Origin of the sequence: Daejeonella oryzae DSM 19973 (assembly GCF_000422945.1) — a bacterium.
In the GTDB taxonomy this organism is placed as follows: Bacteria; Bacteroidota; Bacteroidia; order Sphingobacteriales; family Sphingobacteriaceae; genus Daejeonella; species Daejeonella oryzae.
This window is the reverse complement of sequence record NZ_AUHA01000002.1, coordinates 447,188-465,966: the sequence shown is the minus strand read 5'-3', so window position 1 is coordinate 465,966 and position 18,779 is coordinate 447,188. Positions and strand designations below refer to the sequence as shown.

16 protein-coding genes are annotated in these 18,779 nt (G+C 38.4%); all 16 read left to right on the top strand.

Translation table 11 applies throughout. From position 1 onward, the window contains the following. Window positions 1–86: 86 nt before the first annotated feature. The 16 genes from G521_RS0102345 to G521_RS0102260 all read left to right on the top strand — a co-directional run bounded on the left by G521_RS0102345 (window position 87) and on the right by G521_RS0102260 (window position 18,774). The gene (locus G521_RS0102345) at window positions 87–539 is read left to right on the top strand and encodes a hypothetical protein (protein ID WP_026897085.1); all 453 of its coding nucleotides are present in this window, start codon (window positions 87–89) and stop codon (window positions 537–539) included. Between the two features lie 286 nt (window positions 540–825). After that, window positions 826–1,113 carry a hypothetical protein gene (locus G521_RS0102340; protein WP_155975641.1) on the top strand — a complete coding sequence of 96 codons (288 nt, stop codon included), beginning with the start codon at window positions 826–828 and terminating at the stop codon, window positions 1,111–1,113. Between the two features lie 20 nt (window positions 1,114–1,133). Further along, window positions 1,134–1,673 (top strand): hypothetical protein, encoded by a 540-nt coding sequence (locus G521_RS0102335; RefSeq protein WP_026897083.1) that lies wholly within the window; start codon window positions 1,134–1,136, stop codon window positions 1,671–1,673. A gap of 1,048 nt (window positions 1,674–2,721) precedes the next feature. After that, entirely contained in the window at window positions 2,722–3,702 is a 981-nt protein-coding gene (locus tag G521_RS0102320) for a deoxyhypusine synthase family protein (RefSeq protein WP_026897081.1), read from the top strand. A 254-nt stretch (window positions 3,703–3,956) separates the two neighbouring features. Further along, window positions 3,957–5,237 carry a cytochrome c3 family protein gene (locus G521_RS0102315; protein ID WP_026897080.1) on the top strand — a complete coding sequence of 427 codons (1,281 nt, stop codon included), beginning with the start codon at window positions 3,957–3,959 and terminating at the stop codon, window positions 5,235–5,237. A 41-nt stretch (window positions 5,238–5,278) separates the two neighbouring features. Next, window positions 5,279–8,299, top strand: a complete 3,021-nt coding sequence (locus G521_RS0102310; RefSeq protein WP_026897079.1) for a TAT-variant-translocated molybdopterin oxidoreductase — start codon at window positions 5,279–5,281, stop codon at window positions 8,297–8,299. A gap of 31 nt (window positions 8,300–8,330) precedes the next feature. Next, window positions 8,331–9,806, top strand: coding sequence for an NrfD/PsrC family molybdoenzyme membrane anchor subunit (nrfD, locus tag G521_RS0102305; RefSeq protein ID WP_026897078.1), 1,476 nt, complete (start codon window positions 8,331–8,333; stop codon window positions 9,804–9,806). Window positions 9,807–9,808: 2 nt separating this feature from the next. Continuing rightward, window positions 9,809–10,345: a DUF3341 domain-containing protein gene (locus G521_RS0102300; protein ID WP_026897077.1), complete on the top strand. Its 537-nt coding sequence runs from the start codon at window positions 9,809–9,811 to the stop codon at window positions 10,343–10,345. Beyond that, complete coding sequence (locus tag G521_RS0102295; protein ID WP_309425071.1) at window positions 10,338–10,922, top strand: c-type cytochrome; 585 nt, start codon at window positions 10,338–10,340, stop codon at window positions 10,920–10,922. The genes G521_RS0102300 and G521_RS0102295 overlap by 8 nt, the downstream gene beginning before the upstream one ends. A 16-nt stretch (window positions 10,923–10,938) precedes the next feature. Beyond that, a complete protein-coding gene (locus tag G521_RS0102290; RefSeq protein WP_026897075.1) occupies window positions 10,939–12,159 on the top strand; it encodes a hypothetical protein in 1,221 nt (406 codons plus the stop codon). Window positions 12,160–12,183: 24 nt separating this feature from the next. Further along, window positions 12,184–13,530: a cytochrome c oxidase subunit II gene (locus G521_RS0102285; protein WP_245580820.1), complete on the top strand. Its 1,347-nt coding sequence runs from the start codon at window positions 12,184–12,186 to the stop codon at window positions 13,528–13,530. An 8-nt stretch (window positions 13,531–13,538) separates the two neighbouring features. Further along, on the top strand, window positions 13,539–15,437 hold the full coding sequence (locus tag G521_RS0102280; protein WP_026897073.1) for a cytochrome c oxidase subunit I: 1,899 nt from the start codon (window positions 13,539–13,541) through the stop codon (window positions 15,435–15,437). A gap of 108 nt (window positions 15,438–15,545) precedes the next feature. Further along, window positions 15,546–16,613 (top strand): COX15/CtaA family protein, encoded by a 1,068-nt coding sequence (locus tag G521_RS0102275; protein ID WP_026897072.1) that lies wholly within the window; start codon window positions 15,546–15,548, stop codon window positions 16,611–16,613. Continuing rightward, window positions 16,610–17,479, top strand: coding sequence for a heme o synthase (gene cyoE, locus G521_RS0102270; RefSeq protein WP_026897071.1), 870 nt, complete (start codon window positions 16,610–16,612; stop codon window positions 17,477–17,479). Before G521_RS0102275 ends, cyoE begins: the two co-directional genes overlap by 4 nt. A 4-nt stretch (window positions 17,480–17,483) precedes the next feature. Beyond that, the gene (locus tag G521_RS0102265) at window positions 17,484–18,062 is read left to right on the top strand and encodes a cytochrome c oxidase subunit 3 (RefSeq protein ID WP_026897070.1); all 579 of its coding nucleotides are present in this window, start codon (window positions 17,484–17,486) and stop codon (window positions 18,060–18,062) included. Window positions 18,063–18,084: 22 nt separating this feature from the next. Then, a complete protein-coding gene (locus G521_RS0102260) occupies window positions 18,085–18,774 on the top strand; it encodes a cytochrome c oxidase subunit 3 (RefSeq protein WP_026897069.1) in 690 nt (229 codons plus the stop codon). Window positions 18,775–18,779: the final 5 nt, after the last annotated feature.

Genomic DNA, 18,779 nt, shown 5'->3' with positions numbered 1-18,779 from the left:
CTCTTCCGAAATGACTGGTTACAACTTATCCAATTTAAAAGTAGGTACTAAAGGAAAAGCATCTAATTGTAAGTAGCGGTTGTATCATGAAAAATATATTTCTAATTATACTATTTTTTTTATTTGCGCTTTTGGGCTGTATTACTAAAAAAGCAGTTATATCAAAGAACATTTTTGAAAGCGATGATAGTTTAAAAGAAATAGACACCCAATTTTATAACTGTAATGGTTTTGTAATTGATAAGTCTGATGGAATAAAAAAAGACTCCGTGTATTTAAACGTAAATATCTCTAGCTGTATTGATGGACTAACAATACCCTATGCCAGTTTATGGATAAAAAGTAATGACGGGAATTATGAGAAAAAATTTACTTGCAATAAGTTCGGCAAAATTACAATTCCATTAAAACTAGGATATTATACAATTCAATCCTCATCGGTACATTTTAATACGGTGAAAACCCCATTGCTTACATTATACCCTGTCAATTATAATCTTAAAATATATCTGGGAGGAGGCGATCCTATTATTGATTAGCTGTCGAATGGCTTTTACCGGCCTGACAGAAACCTTAGGTTACAATACGTACATAAATTATTTGCCCATATAGTCCTCGTTTATAACGAGGATGAGTGAGGTTTGTGATTCCATCGCTCAAACTAACCACCTACATGCCATTGCCTTTTGGGTTGTTAAACTAAGGATGGACCTGCGGGTCGGGGCCAGAGATTGTCAGAAAAGCATCGCGTCTCATTTCAATTTGATAACTTGCAAACATTCAGTTGCAAACTGAGATGCAATTGATTGGTTGCTAAAATTTATTTTGAAACAATTGTGTACTTTAATTTCGACAAAGTCGCAATTCCCGCTCATCCTCGTTACAAACGAGGACGATAAGATTTTGAAGGCGACCTATGTAGACTGGCTTAAATCAATAACACAAAACGATACCAAATTCCCAACATCCTTTACCGCTGAACAGGAAGCGACCTATTTTTATTTCCTTGAAAAATTCAGGGAACTATATGATCAATATAACAAACCAGTTAATTCAGGTCTTAAACCAGGAGCTATGTTTGATGTTTTTAGTAAGACCACAAATTGTAAGTAACAAACTAGTAAGCATAGAGCATGAAAAAAATAATTTCCATAGTAATTTTGACATTGATTGCATTCGGTTGCAAATCCCAAACCATAGTAAGCCAGACAAGAGTTTCGGGTAAAACGATTAATTACGTCAACACCGGCAAAGTTGAAAAAACAGGTAGGATAATTGTCGGTAATCAAAAAAATAAACTAAAGGACATCAAACCTTATTTCCCCCCGTCCGCAGGTGTCATACCCGATTTAAATATAGCAAAACTAGATGAGAGCCAATTAACGAGGATACTTTTAGAGGCTCTGTCGATTAATAAGCTTAAACAGATGCAGGATCAAAAGGATTTTTACATTTTTCTTTATCTGAGCGATAAAGGCGAAATACTGGAACTGTCGTTTTTTGCTGACCAAAAAACTAAGATTAATGCACAGGAATTGGAATATATCGAAACAAACATCAAGAACCGAATACATGCCACATTTTCGAAGGATGATTTGAAAGGATCTAACTTTATACCCTTGCTGCGAAGCTTCAACTTTGCAAAGTTACTGCAGTTAAAACAATCATATTAGGGAAATGGAATTGCGGAATATGGTTACAAGGACGCACGAGATGTTACCAACCGAACATTTATCATTCTGGATTGTCAGTGAAATCGTTTTTATCTCAGCTGAAAAAGTTTGAACATATTAGTATTTTCAAAATATCGGTTTTAAACCCCTCAATGTTATGAGACATTTCTTTACCATCCGATTAAACCTAAAAACCAAGTGTGCTTACAAGAAAAGCTCGTTACCATGGATTAAAGAAACATGAAGAAAGCAATAATAGCTATGTGTATGATCTTTACATGCTTTAAATGTAAAGCCCAAAGTGTATCAACAAAAAGTACCGGCAATCGGGAGACCTACTCGGTAACCCGGCATGAAGAAAAAGCAACAATAATTAAAAAGAAAAATAAGTTTTTCGAAGTTAATCCTAATTACCCCCCATATCGTCCTCGTTTGTAACGAGGATGAGTGAGGATTGCGATTCCATCGCTCAAACCAACCACCTACACATCATGGCCTTTTAGTTTGTTAAACAAAGGATGGACCTGGGGGTCGGGGCCAGCGATTGTCAGAAAAGCATTAACTCTCATTTCAATTTGATTAATTGCGAACATTGAGTTGCAAACTGAAATGCAATTGATTGGTTGGTGAAATTTATTTTGAAACAATTGTGTGTTTTAATTGCGACAAAGTCGCAATTCCCGCTCATCCTCGTTACAAACGAGGACGATAAGAGCTTTCGGCATTGCCTGCTACCTGTGAATCAGAGCAAAGGGGCACATTCGGCGGTGTATCTGATGGGGCTACATATCAATTAATACAAAAATCAGATCAAAGCATTGTTTCACTGTCTTTTTACGCTCCGCATACTTATTTAAAGAATTGTTTGCCAAATAATCCTGAATTTAAAATTCTTACCGGAATGGTTAATACGTTAGATCAGCTTAGCTATCTTACCTCCTCAATGCTTCATTAAGAATAATAATAGGTGTAAACTTTTTCTCAAGTTCCAATTATCATTCGGTCATCAAAACCAATTACTTACTTTTGGCCTTTTAACAGAAAGACTATGAGCATTCAAAGAGGACCTATATCTCAGTTTATTGAGAAAAATTACCTGCATTTTAACGCTGCGGCGTTGGTAGATGCGGCTAAAGGATACGAAACCCATCTGGACGAGGGCGGAAAAATGATGATTACCCTGGCCGGTGCCATGAGTACCGCCGAACTGGGAATATCATTGGCTGAGATGATCCGTCAGGATAAAGTATCAATTATTTCCTGCACCGGTGCCAACCTGGAAGAGGATATTATGAACCTGGTGGCGCATTCGCATTACAAACGTGTTCCAAACTACCGCGATCTGAGTCCGCAGGACGAGTGGGATTTGCTGGAAAATCATTACAACCGGGTTACCGATACCTGTATCCCTGAAGAGGAAGCTTTCCGCAGACTTCAGAAACATATTCATAAGATCTGGAAGGATGCCAACGATGCCGGCGAAAGTTTTTTTCCGCATGAGTTTATGTACAAGATGCTCTTAAGCGGAGATCTGGAACAATACTATGAAATAGACCCTAAAAATTCGTGGATGCTGGCTGCCGCCGAAAAGAATTTGCCTATTGTTGTTCCCGGATGGGAAGATTCAACAATGGGTAATATTTTTGCGTCTTACGTGATGAAGGGGGAATTGAAATCATCTACCGTAAGAGGCGGAATCGAATATATGGGCTGGCTGGCTGACTGGTATATTAAAAATTCATCAGGTAAAGGAATCGGTTTTTTCCAGATTGGCGGCGGTATTGCCGGAGATTTCCCTATTTGCGTAGTGCCGATGCTATATCAGGATATGGAAATGGAAAATATTCCATTCTGGAGTTATTTCTGCCAGATTTCTGATTCAACCACTTCTTTTGGTTCCTATTCGGGCGCCGTTCCAAATGAAAAAATTACCTGGGGTAAGCTCGATATTCATACTCCCAAATTTATTGTAGAGTCTGATGCTACAATTGTTGCTCCTTTGATTTTTGCCTGGGTATTAAAACAATAATAAAAATGTTTTCCAGAATCACAACTGATTCTGGAAGACTATTCTTCTATTCATATCAAAAACGTCTTTTGAAACAAATCAAAAGGCGTTTTTCATTAATTTAGAATGATTATAAATTGTTAATATTGGTCACCTAAATGTCACCCTTACTTGAATAAAGCATACTTTTGTCAACCGAAAAATGTGGTTTTAATACAAAAAACTAACTGCATGTTCGATTATTTACATTTAAAATTTAGCATAAAATACTCAATATGAGAAGCATCTCATTGTTTTTTAGAAGTGTTAGCAAGTCACTGATCTTAGTAACATCATTAAGCATAATGTCGGTTTTTAACCTTCATGCGCAGGATGTTGGGGCAGGGGCTGCCATCTTCAAGCAAAAATGTACATCATGCCATGCCATTGGCAAGGTAGTTATTGGTCCGGCACTTAAAGGTGTTAATGACCGTCATGATGAAGCATGGTTAATTAAGTGGACTAAAAATGCGCCGGCTATGATCGCCTCGGGTGATCCGGCAGCAAAAAAGTTGTACGATCAGTATAAGCCTGCAATGATGACTGCATTCGGCGAGCTTTCTGACGATGATGTTAAAAACATTTATGCTTACATCAAAGCAGAAGAAAGCAAACCTGCTGCCGCAGCAGCCGTTCCCGGTGCAGCCGGCGGACAGGCAGCTGAAGGTTCAGGCGGAATCAGTGATTTCATGCTTGGCGGATTAATAGCTGTTATTATTATAGCTTTCCTGGTTATTCTGGTTTTAAACCGTGTAATAGGAACTCTTGAAAGAGTGATGCTTCAAAAACAGGGCATTATTACCGAAGAGGAAGAAGTTGTTGAAAAAGACAGATTTGCAGGAGTAAAAAAGCTCGCTAAAAATAAGAAGTTCATTTTCTTTATTGTTTTACTTTCGGTGATCTTTTTAGGATCGGCAGGATGGAAAGCAATGTGGGAAACCGGAGTTCAAACCGGATATCAGCCTGTTCAGCCTATCAAATTTTCTCACCAGTTACACGCAGGTATTAATAAGATAGATTGTCAGTACTGCCATACCGGAGCATTTACTTCTAAAAATGCGTCCATCCCTTCGCTTAATGTTTGTATGAACTGTCACAATTATGTGCAGGCAACCGAAAAATATAATGGCGAGATCTCTCCGGAGATTCAGAAAATCTACAAAGCATTGGATTACAATCCGGATACGAAACAATATGGCGAAGATCAAAAGCCTGTTGAATGGGTTAGAATTCATAACCTTCCTGATTTTGCCTATTTCAACCACTCTCAGCACGTAAAAGTAGCTGGTATAGAATGCCAGAAATGTCACGGTCCGATCCAGGCAATGGAAGAGGTTTACCAATACTCTCCTCTAACCATGAAATGGTGTATCAACTGTCATAAGGAAACTGAAGTGAATCATAAGGACAATGCGTATTATGATAAATTGATGGCCGCTCATGATCAGCTGAAAAAAGGTCAGAAAGTTACTGCAGCCGTTTTAGGCGGTTTGGAATGCGGTAAATGCCATTACTAATTAATAGAAAAAGAAATACGTATACAGTTTATATAGCTTAAATGGAAAGCAATAAGAAATACTGGAAAGGTTTAGAGGAACTGCACAACAGCAAAGAATTTGTTGAAAAAAACAAAGGCGAATTCTCTGAATCGCTTCCGATTGAGGAAGTGCTTAATGAAGCTGGCCTGAGCACTGTAACTCCTCGCCGTGACTTTTTGAAAGCACTGGGTTTTGGTTTAGGAGCAGTAACGCTTGCTGCTTGTAACAAAGCACCGGTAAGAAAATCTATTCCTTATTTAATTAAACCGGAAGAAATTGTTCCCGGTATACCTAATTATTATACATCAACATTTAACGGACACAGCATTTTAGTTAAGACCCGTGAAGGTCGTCCGATTAAAATTGAAGGAAATCCGAATTGTATTTTAAGCAAAGGTCGTCTTGACGCCCGCGGACAAGCTTCAGTTTTAGATTTGTATGATGTATCTAAATTAAAGGGCCCTACATATAACGGCAATTCAACAACCTGGGAACAATTAGACCAGTTTGTTAAGGGAGAGCTTAATAAAGTGCAGGCCGGTGGAAAGAAAATCAGACTGATTTCATCTACAATTAATAGCCCGTCAACAAAAGCTGTTATTGCTGATTTTACTGCTCAATTTCCGAACACTAAACATATCCAGGTTGATTCTGTATCCTATACAGGTATGATCAAAGCGAATGAAAATAGCTTTGGTAAAGCAGTTCTTCCAAGATATAATTTTGATAAAGCGGATGTAATTGTAAGTTTTGACGCTGATTTCCTTGGAACATGGATCTCTCCGGTTGAATTTAACCGTCAGTACGCTTCTAACAGAAACAATACATCATTACAAAAAGGTAAAATGTCACGTCATATCCAGTTCGAAACTGGAATGAGTATGACCGGAACCAATGCCGATGCCCGTATTCCTTTGAAACCTTCAGAGCAGGGAATCGCATTAATGAATTTATATGCTGCATTAGGCGGAAACATTTCGGGAACTAAAAAATTAGCGAACAACCCGAATGCTGATAAAGCAATTTTATTAGCAGCTAAAGAATTAAGCGCTGCTAAAGGCAAAGCAGTAGTAGTTTGCGGTTCCAATGATGTTTCTACTCAAATTCTGGTAAATGCGATCAACTCCCTTTTGGGAAGTTATGGTACTACTATCGATCTGGATAATGCTTCCTATCAGTATGCCGGTAATGATGCTGCGTTTGTAGAATTCATTAACGAAATGAAACGCGGTGAAGTTGATGCCGTTTTCTTCATCAACAGCAACCCGGCTTATGATTATGTAAATGCAAAGGAATTTACGGATGCTTTAAGCAAAGTTAAATTGCGTGTTTCATTTGCTGATCGTGAAGATGAAACAGCATCTTTATGCCAGATTATTGCGCCAGCTCATCATTATTTAGAGTCATGGGGCGATTCAAATCCGGTAGAAGGTTATTTCACAATCGTTCAGCCAACCATTAATCCGGTTAATAATACGCGTTATGCGGAAGAAGGATTATTGATCTGGTCAAATAATGCCGTTAAAGATTATTATCAGTATATCCAGAATAACTGGTCTAAAACTGTTCTGTCTTCATCAGGTTCAACCTGGAAAGATTTATTGCAAAAAGGATCAGTTTCATTAGCTGCAAAAAGCGGAGGAGCGTATTCATTTGCTCAGGATTTAAATGCAGTTTCTCAATCTATTGTTAATGGTAGTAATACATTAGCAAAAGGAGGTGATAATGCAGTGGAACTTCATATTTATGAGAACGTTGCCATTGGTGATGGTAAGGCTGCAAATAATCCATGGTTACAGGAATTGCCGGATCCGGTTTCTAAAGTTACTTGGGACAACTATGCTGCTATCGCTCCAAAATATGCCGAGAAATTAGGCATTGGCGAAAACGACATGGTGGAAGTGAAAACTGATAAATATACCATCACGCTTCCGGTATTGCTGCAGCCCGGTCAGGCAATGGGAACTGTTTCTGTTGCATTGGGTTACGGTCGTACAAAAGCAGGTAAAGCTGCCGCTGAAATTGGTCAAAATGCATATCCATTTGTTAATTTCATTAACGGAACTTTTCAAAAAGTTTCAACTGCAACCATAGCTAAGGCTGGCGGCAGATATGAACTTGCTCAAACACAAACACATCATTCTATTGAAGGCAGAAACATTATTCGTGAAACAACGCTAAAGGATTATTTAAAAGATCCTCATGCCGGTACCGGAAAAGGTCATGCACAGAATTATGATCTTTGGGACAGATACGAACAGCCTGGTCATAACTGGGTTATGGCAATTGACTTAAATGCCTGTACAGGTTGTGGTGCATGTATCGTTGCCTGTAATGCAGAAAACAATATTCCTGTAGTAGGTCGTGACGAGGTTCGCCGCCGCCGCGAAATGCACTGGATCAGAATTGATCGTTACTATACTTTCCAGGATGGTGAAGATCGTGTAACGGAAGAAAATGAGATCAAGGATCTGGAGAATATGGACAATGTGTCTGTAGTTCACCAGCCTATGATGTGTCAGCACTGTGAGCATGCTCCATGCGAAACTGTTTGTCCGGTTATTGCAACCATGCACTCTTCCGAGGGTTTAAATCACATGGCTTATAACCGTTGTATCGGAACCCGCTACTGTGCAAATAACTGTCCGTATAAAGTACGTCGTTTCAACTGGTTTAATTACTGGAATGATTCGCGTTTTGATAACTACATGAACAATGAGTTCACTCAGCTTGTATTGAATCCGGATGTTACACCACGCTCACGCGGGGTAATGGAGAAATGTTCCATGTGTATACAAAGAATCCAGGCAGGTAAACTTCAAGCTAAATTAGAGAAACGTCCTTTAAAAGATGGAGATGTAAAAGTAGCTTGTCAGCAAACCTGTCCAACCAATGCCATTATCTTCGGGGATGGAAACGATCCGGAATCAGAAGTTTCTAAAGCATTGAAAAGCGAGCGTACGTATTACGTTTTAGAAGAAATTAATACGATACCTGGTGTTGGATATCAGACCAAAGTTAGAAATACAGTAGAGGCTTAATTGATTTCATACATTAGAAATTTAGAGAAATATGTCATCTCATCACGAATCCATACTTAGAGAACCCTTAGTTACCGGGCAGAATATTACATATGCCAAGGTTACTCACGATATCTTGGTTCCTGTAGAAAATAAACCCAATAAAGCCTGGTGGATTGGCTTTACAATTGCAGCTTTAGGTGCATTGCTTTGGGTAGTTGCAGTAAGTTATACCTTTTGGTTTGGTATTGGAACCTGGGGTTTAAATAAAACAGTAGGCTGGGCCTGGGATATCACCGGTTTCGTATGGTGGGTAGGTATTGGTCACGCCGGAACATTAATTTCTGCGGTACTATTACTCTTCCGTCAGAACTGGCGGAACTCCATTAACCGATCGGCAGAAGCAATGACCATTTTTGCGGTAATTTGCGCCGCAACCTATATTGTTTCACACATGGGTCGTCCATGGTTGGCATATTGGGCTTTACCTCTTCCAAACCAGTTCGGTTCATTATGGGTAAACTTTAACTCACCATTAGTATGGGACGTGTTTGCCATCTCCACTTACTTCTCGGTATCATTAGTATTCTGGTACACTGGTTTACTACCTGATATTGCTACTATCCGCGACAGAGCAACAGGTTTACGCCGTAGGATTTATTCTGTTCTTTCATTTGGATGGAATGGATCAGTGAAATCATGGCAGCGATTTGAAATTGTATCTCTTATTCTTGCAGGTATCTCAACTCCATTAGTACTTTCGGTGCACACTATTGTATCTATGGACTTTGCAACCTCGGTTATTCCGGGATGGCACACCACAATTTTCCCTCCCTATTTCGTTGCCGGAGCTATTTTCTCAGGATTTGCCATGGTGCAAACCCTGTTATTAATCGCCCGTAAAGTGTTGGGATTTGAAAATTATATCACCATGTTCCATATTGAATCGATGAATAAGATCATCATTTTAACAGGTTCAATTGTAGGAGTTGCATATTTAACAGAACTTTTTATTGCCTGGTACTCTGGTGCAGAATATGAGCAGTACGCATTCCTTAACCGTGTAAGCGGACCATACTGGTGGGCTTACTGGAGCATGATGCTTTGCAACGTAATTACTCCGCAGTTATTCTGGTTTAAAAAGTTGAGAACAAGTATTGCAGCATCATGGATATTATCAATTGTTGTAAATATCGGTATGTGGTTCGAGCGTTTTGTAATTATCGTTACTTCATTACACCGTGATTATCTTCCATCAAGCTGGGTTATGTTTTACCCAAGCGTAATTGATGTATGTATTTTTATTGGTTCCATCGGAGTATTCTTCACCTTATTTTTACTTTTCCTTCGGGTGCTTCCTGCAATTGCAATGGCCGAGGTTAAATTATTGCTGAAGAGTTCCAGTGATCAGGCGAAACAAAAGCTGATTAGGGAAGATGCTGTACCTAAAGAACAGGCCGCATATTACCAGGAATCATTAAATAAATTTGACAGCATTTCACACGAATCTGAATACGCAAAAAGCTAGAAATGAGCAACACGAAATATATATTAGGTCATTTTGAAGATCCGGATGATCTGATGCACGGGATTGATAAACTTCATGAAAATAACGTAAGTATTTATGATGTTTTTACGCCGATGCCAATTCACGGAATTGAAGATAAATTAGGTATAAAGCGTTCGCGTTTGCCCAAAGTGGCTTTCCTCTTTGGAATAACCGGTACCATTACTGCATTTTCAATGCTTTATTTTATGCTGGTTATTGATTGGCCAATGAATATTGGTGGTAAGCCGGCCTTCGCATTCCCGGATTTTATCCCCGTAATGTTTGAGCTTACCGTTTTATTCTGTGCATTTGGTATGGTGGGTACATTTTTTTATGCAACGCATCTGTTCCCTGGACGTGCACCACGTGTAATGGACCTAAGAGCAACTAACGACCGCTTTGTTATAGCAATTGATGCTAAGGAAAATCCATATCCTACAAAAATTGATGATATTTTAAAAGATGCTGGTGCTGTAGAAATTAAGCATAATGAAAGGAAATATGTTAGTTATGAATAAGCTTTTATTAGTACGTGCTGCTTTTATGAGTGTTGCTGTAGCAGCTGTTATATCTTCCTGTGCTGATAAGCGCAGTACAGGATTAGAATTTGCCCCCAATATGTACGAAGCAAAAGCGTATAATCCGGATCAGGCGAATCCTAATTTTAAAAACGGTCAAACTGCCCAAACACCACCTGAAGGAACTTCACCACAGGGCTTTGATAAATCTGAAGAGTATCCGAATACACCGGAAGGATATCAGGCTGCAAGCAGTGGTATGAGAAATCCACTGCCGGTTACTATTCCAACTTTACAGGAAGGAAAAGCATTGTATGTGAATATGTGTTCGCATTGCCATGGATACCAGGGCGAAGGCGATGGATCAATTGTTAAAATGGGAAAATTCCCTGGTCCTCCATCTTATTCAAAAGGTACTTCTTCCCGTGGTGGAGCTATGAAGGATTTAACGGATGGTAAAATATTTCATACCATTACTTACGGACTTAACTTAATGGGACCACATAAAAATCAACTATCTCCAAACGAGCGCTGGAAGATTGTTATGTATGTTCATGAATTACAAAAATTACAGTAGTCAATTGCAAAACCAGATGGGAACTAACAATCATAGTCATAATTTCAACGAACAATTTGAATTTACAGGTAAAGCAAAAACCTGGAGTTTAATAGCTATCCTGATTGGTATACTTGCTATTGCATACGGTTTTTTTACCGATCATGCAGAGCGTACTTTTGCCAATTTGCTGTTAATGTCTTATTATTTTACCTGTGTTTGTGCTGCAGGATTATTTTTTCTTGCCGTACAATATGTAGCTCAGGCAGGGTGGCCAACCGGATTTTTACGGGTGCCTCAGGCTTTTTCAAGAGTGCTTCCAATAGCGTCTTTAATATTACTGGTTGTTTGTGCTTCCGGATTATTAACGCACAACTTGTATCACCACTGGAACGGAGAAGGTCTTTCTGATCCTGCTAGTGAAAATTACGATCCGATTATTGCCGGTAAATCAGGTTATTTAAATGTGCCGTTTTTCTTAATCAGATTAGTTCTATTTTTAGGAGCCTATAGCTTTTTTGCTTACTTATTTAATAAATTTTCTAAACGCGAAGATCTTTATGGCGGATTAGTAAATTATGACAAGAGTATTAAATGGTCGGCAATATTCCTGATTATCTTTGGTTTTACAACTCCAATCTGGGCTTTCGATACAATTATGTCTTTAGAAGCTCATTGGTTCTCAACCATGTTTGGCTGGTATAATTTTGCAGCAATGTGGTTGTGTGGATTATGTACAATTGCATTAACGATTATCTTTTTAAAGAAAGCCGGATATATGAGCTGGATCAATGAAAATCATTTTCATGATTTAGGAAAATTTATTTTCGGATTCAGTATTTTCTGGACATACGTATGGTTTTCTCAGTTCATCCTGATTTACTATGCAAACATGCCCGAAGAAACAGTTTATTTCTACAAGCGTTGGGAGCCTGAATATTTGCCTTGGTTCTGGGTTAACATCGTTATAAATTTTGTAGCCCCGGTATTAATGTTAATGAGTCGTAATTCTAAACGGAAAATGAATTCATTGATGGTTGTTTGTATCATGCTTTTATTAGGTCACTGGTTAGATTATTATATGATGATCATGCCGGGAACTGTTGCTGAGCACAGAGGTTTTGGAATAATTGAAATTGGTACTGCAATAGGTTTTGCAGGTTTATTTATATTCCTGATGTTAAATCAATTAAGTAAAAGATCATTGGTGCCGGTTAATCATCCATTCCTGGAAGAAAGCTTACATCATCAGATTTAAAGTTTAATATAGGAATAGTTACACATGAACGTATTGTTTGTTAAAAATATGGGTTTAAAAAGAATTTTCAATATCAGATCAATTGTCACCTGTTTGATAGTCATTGCTTTATCAGCTAATGTATTTCAGGCAAGTGCTCAATCTGCAGATTCAACAGCAGTTTCCAACACAACTGCTGTGGATACCGCTGCAAAAACAGCTCCTGCAACAGTATCACCTGCGTCTGCACCATTGATCAGCACAGATGTAGACACCACAAAAATGGCTTCAGTTAGTGCGGCTCCTGAAAAAGCAGATCTGTCGGCAGAGTACAAATCTGCCTCATATTACTTTCTGATGTTTTTCCTTTTTTGCGTTTTCATTGCGATCATAGGAAAAATATTAAAGGTTTATGAGCTAAGCCGTGATATGCAGGGGCAAAAGCAACCTGTTGACTGGAGAAAAGTCCAGGGTATCCTGTTTATTGTTGCTTTGATAGTTGGTATGTATGGAGTTTACTGGTCCTATGCGGTTCAGGGACCAATGTTCAGAATGGAATCTGCTTCCGAGCATGGTGAACGTATCGACTTCATGTTTGATATCACTTTAATTATTACCACAATCGTATTCATCCTGACACATATTGTTTTATTTGGATTTTCTTTCAAATACCGCGGATCTGTTAAGAAGAAAGCTTATTTCTATCCTCACAACAATGCAATTGAGCGAATCTGGACTATAGTTCCTGCGATTGTTTTAACTGTACTGGTTGTATTTGGTTTCTTTACCTGGAGAAGTATTACTAATCCGCCGGAAGATGAGCAGAAAAAGGCTTTACTTATTGAAGTAAGAGGCGAGCAATTCAAATGGAACATTCGTTATTCCGGAGCTGACAATCAAATAGGCTTAAGTAATTATAAATTAATTACACCAACCAATGGTTTGGGTATAGATTTCAAAGATCGCAAAAGCTGGGATGATAAACTTGCCGGTGAGATCGTAGTTCCGGTAAACCGTCCGGTACGTGTTTCTGTCGGATCAAAAGATGTTCTTCATAGTTTTTACCTGCCAGATTTCAGAGTTCAGATGAATGCTGTTCCGGGTATGGCAACATTCTTCCAGTTTACTCCTCGTTTAACAACCGAAGAAATGCGTGAGAAGCGCAATGATCCGGCTTATAACTACACTTTATTATGTGCTAAAATTTGTGGCGCAGGCCATTATAACATGCAGGCTAAAGTAACTGTAGTATCTGAAAAGGAATATGCAGAGTGGATTGCTAAGCAGGCGCTGATGTATAATGATGATGTTAAAAAGGAACTTCAGATGGCTGATCAAAAAGCATCTTCTGAAAATAAATCAGTAGCGTTAAATACTAATATTAAAAGATAAGAGAGATTATGGCAAGCACAGCAATACACGACACAGCCGTACTACACCACCATGATCACGGTCATGACGGACATCATAAAGAGAACTTTATAACCAAGTACATTTTCAGCCAGGATCATAAAATGATTGCAAAGCAATTTTTGATCACTGGTATCATCATGGCAGTTATTGCAATGGTAATATCTGTACTCTTCCGCTTGCAGCTGGGATGGCCGGATAAAACATTTCCTCTTTTGGAAACATTTTTAGGTGGCTGGGCAGAAGGTGGTAGAATAAAACCCGATTTTTATCTGGCTCTGGTAACAATACATGGTACCATGATGGTGTTTTTTGTATTAACTGCCGGTTTAAGCGGAACCTTTAGTAACTTATTAATCCCATTGCAATTAGGTGCAAGAGATATGGCTTCGCCATTTTTAAACATGCTTTCATACTGGTTCTTTTTCACAGCCTGTGTGATCATGATGGCTTCATTCTTTACAGCGACCGGTCCTGCAAGTGCAGGCTGGACAGTTTATCCTCCGCTTTCTGCATTGCCTAAAGCAATTTCCGGATCTGGAATAGGGATGACTTTATGGCTGGTAAGTATGACCTTCTTTATAGCTTCTTCTTTAATCGGAGCATTAAACTATATCAGCACCGTATTAAATATGCGTACTAAAGGTATGGATATGTGGAAAATGCCTTTAACAATCTGGGCATTCTTCTTAACAGCGATTATTGGTGTATTATCATTCCCGGTGTTAGTTTCTGCGGTTGTTTTATTAATATTCGACAGAAGTTTTGGTACTAGCTTTTACCTTTCCGATATCGTAATTGCCGGACAGGTTTTACCAAATCAAGGTGGAAGTCCAATCCTCTGGGAGCACCTTTTCTGGTTCCTTGGTCACCCGGAAGTATATATTGTAATTATGCCTGCTTTGGGTATAACTTCTGAAGTTATTGCAACTAACTCACGCAAGCCGATCTTTGGTTACCATGCAATGGTTTATTCATTAATTGGTATTACAGTACTTTCATTTATAGTATGGGGTCACCATATGTTCGTAACGGGAATGAATCCATTTCTGGGCGGAGTATTTATGATCACAACTCTTATTATTGCCGTTCCATCTGCAGTAAAAACGTTCAACTATCTTGCTACTTTATGGAGAGGTAATATTCGTTTTACTCCTGCAATGTTATTCGCAATTGGTTTGGTTTCCTTCTTTATCTCTGGTGGATTAACCGGTATATTTTTAGGAAATGCAGCTCTGGATATTAACCTCCACGATACGTATTTTGTAGTAGCTCACTTTCACCTGGTAATGGGTTCAGCGGCTATTTTCGGAATGTTATGCGGTGTGTACCATTGGTTTCCAAAAATGTTTGGCCGTTTAATGGACGAGAAATTAGGATACCTGCATTTCTGGTTAACATTTATTGGGGCCTACCTGGTATTTTTCCCGATGCACTTTATGGGTCTGGATGGCGTTCCGCGTCGTTACTATGCCTTTACAGAATTTGAGTTTATGAAAGAATGGTTAACAGTTAACACATTTATTACATGGGCTGCTATTCTTTCTGCACTGGCGCAGGTAGCATTTTTATGGAATTTCTTTTACTCTATATTTTACGGTAAGAAATCTTCCCAGAATCCTTGGCAGTCCAATACAATAGAGTGGACTACTCCGGTAGAGCGTATCCATGGTAACTGGCCAGGAGAAATTCCAACAGTTTACCGTTGGCCATATGATTACAGCAAACCTGGTCATCATGAAGATTTTATTTCGCAGGTAACGCCGTTTTCAGAAACGATGAGTTCTAATTTGCCTCATGATTTTGAAGGTAATCCGGAAGCGGAAAGAATTCAGGAAGAATGGATCAAAAATAATCCGGTACCGCAAAAGGCTACCGAAGAGGTTTAAATATTACCATTTCGATTCAGCAATACACGCATTTAAATATGCATCTATTGGGGTATCTGCCATAAGTACTTACTTGCAGATACCCCAATTTTATACTATAAAAGCTAAATGTATCCCTCAAGCGAAAAGAGATTTCTGAAGATTAATTTTATTTCAATTATTACTCTTTTTGTTTTAATTCTTGCCGGTGGAATTGTTAGAAGTTCCGGTTCCGGGATGGGCTGCCCCGATTGGCCAAAATGTTTCGATCAATTTATCCCCCCTACAAATTCATCTCAGTTACCAGATAATTATCTTCAAAAATATGTGGATAAACGGGTTGCCAAGAATGAACGTTTTGCCAAGATGTTAGATGTTTTCGGCTTTGGAGATATGGCTATAAAAATCCGTAAAGATCAAAGCATATTTGAACATGAAGAATTTAATGCAGTAAACACCTGGATCGAATATATCAATAGGCTGATCGGCGTAATCTGTGGATTTTTATTGATCGGATGCTTGTTTTTCTCGGTTACGTATATCCGCTCACGCAAGAAAATATTTTTTTTAAGTCTTCTGAATTTAATTTTAGTTGGATTTCAGGGCTGGCTTGGTTCTATAGTCGTTTCTACAAATTTACTATCCTGGGTAGTTACGGTTCATATGTTACTGGCTTTAGCAATTCTGGCCATTAGCATCTATACTTATTTTCAGGCAAAAGTTTGGCGTGAACGTCATATTTTGACAAACAGATCAGAACCTTATTTACGGGGATTCGCTATTTTTGCGATCTTATTAACACTGGTTCAGATTACATTAGGAACTACTGTAAGAGAGCAAATAGATGAGATTGCCAAAAGCATGAATAATATGGGGCGTTCTGAATGGGTTTCAAATGTGGGATCCAATTTTAATATTCACAGAGATCTTGCAATTGCTGTAGTTATTGTTAATGTAATTCTTTTTGTAATGGTAAGGAGCCGGTATTTGTTAAACGGACTTCAATTTAAGTTTATATCTCTGATTATATTTTTAATTGTATTACAGATTATAACAGGAATCGTATTATCCTATCTGGCTCTGCCTCCGGTTAGTCAGGCTACGCATCTCTTTTTAGCAAGTTTATTGTTTGGTGCTCAGTTCTATTTAATGCTATTGTTGGGAAGAAATAAAATGTATAGACGGAAATTAGCGTGAAGAATTTTCTATCAGACTTTAAAAAATTAATAAAGCTTCGGTTAACATTAACTGTCGTTTTTTCTGCCTCTGTTTCTTTTCTTATCGGAAGTAAAGTTCAGGGCGATATCATTTGGGTTAATTGGTTTATATTAACAATTGGCGGATTTTTGGTTACTTCTGCCGCCAATGGATTTAACGAGATTATCGAAAAAGATCTGGATAAATTAATGCTTCGTACCCTGGATCGTCCCATTCCGGCTGGACGGATGACAACGGGCCAGGCATTGGTGCTCAGTTTATTTATGGGCATTTTTGGCACCCTGATTTTGGTTAAGCTGAATTTTCTTACCGGAGTTCTTTCCGTATTTTCCATATTCCTGTATGCGTTTTTGTATACTCCAATGAAAAGGAAATCGCCTATAGCTGTTTTTATTGGCGCATTTCCGGGAGCTCTTCCACCGCTTATCGGTTACTTTGCAGCCTTTGATCGTCCGGAGATTTCATGGATACCCGTAATACTATTTATCATTCAATTTGTATGGCAATTCCCGCATTTCTGGGCTATAGCCTGGGTATTGGATGATGATTATAAGCGGGCCGGATTCAGATTATTGCCAACAACAAAAAGAGATAGAACAAGCAGTTTTTTAACGGTATTATCTACTATATTATTAATTGGCGTTGGATTTATGCCAACCATTTACGGATTTGGCGGATATGTTTATGCCACTATCACAACAATTTGCGGATTGATTTTTTGCTGGTATGCAATCCAGTTACATCTGCAGGGAAATGTACTATCCGCAAAAAAGCTGATGTACAGCTCTTTCCTGTATTTGCCGGTGGTGCAACTGGCATTATTATTTGATTTTATTAAAAAGTAGTTATATGAGGCAGATATCTTCTGAACAATACAAACAAAATTTAAAGGCTAAAAAGTTTTTAATCTGGCTGTTCATCATCTCATCTTTTATGATGTTTGCGGCGTTAACAAGTGGCTTTATTGTATACACTGCCGGAAGTGCAGAAAGAGGTTTAAAAACCATACTTCCTCAAGCTTTTAAATACAGTTCGGCGGTTATTATTATAAGCAGCATCACTATGCATCTGGCATACCTGTCGGGTAAAAGACTTCAGTTTAGTAAGCAAAAGTTATATTTAATAATTACCATTTCACTAGGTTTTTTATTTACTTACTTCCAGTTTTCTGCCTGGCAAACCCTAACCGAACAGGGGGTATTTTTTGTTAACTATAATGCTTCTCAGTCATTTGTCTATATATTTTCTGGGGCACACCTGGTGCATATTTTAGCCGGAATTATTATGTTGTTTTTCGCACTTGCAGGAGTTTATCAGAATATCCCTCAGGTTCGTAATATATTCCGTTTAGAGGTCTCCTCAATATTTTGGCATTTTATAGATATACTATGGATTTATCTATATGTTTTCTTACTTTTGAACCAATAATAACCCAAATCCCATCACTTAAATGAGTTCTACTGTATCACAAATTGATGAAATAAAAACCGACGCCTGGAGTGGTGGAAAATCTCCTTTTGCTGTTGAATACGGCAAATTGATGATGTGGTTTTTCTTGCTTTCCGATGCTTTTACTTTTTCTGCTTTCCTGATTTACTATGGAGCTCAGCGATTTAGTAAAATGACCTGGCCCGATCCTGACGTGGTTTTTCAATCTATTCCAGGCATCGCAAATGAAGGTTACCCTTTAGTTTTTGTGGGTATCATGACTTTTATTTTGATCATGAGTTCTGTAACGATGGTACTTGCTGTAGAAGCAGGACATCGCAGATCAAAAAAAGAAGTTGTATGGTGGATGGTTGGTACCATTATCGGAGGATTAATGTTCCTTGGTTGCCAGGCTTTAGAGTGGTCGCACTTACATCACGAAGGATATTGGTGGGGAAGCTTCCCTGATACTTACAAAGGCATTGAAACCATTGGTGCTTTGCAGTTCTCCAATCTGTTCTTCACAATAACAGGCTTTCACGGATTTCACGTTTTTACAGGTGTATTAATTAATATTATCATACTAATTATGACCGTCACAAACGTATTTCATAAGCGTGGCAGTTACCTGATGGTTGAAAAAGTTGGCCTTTACTGGCACTTTGTAGATTTGGTTTGGGTATTCGTATTTACATTCTTCTATTTAGTTTAATTCTG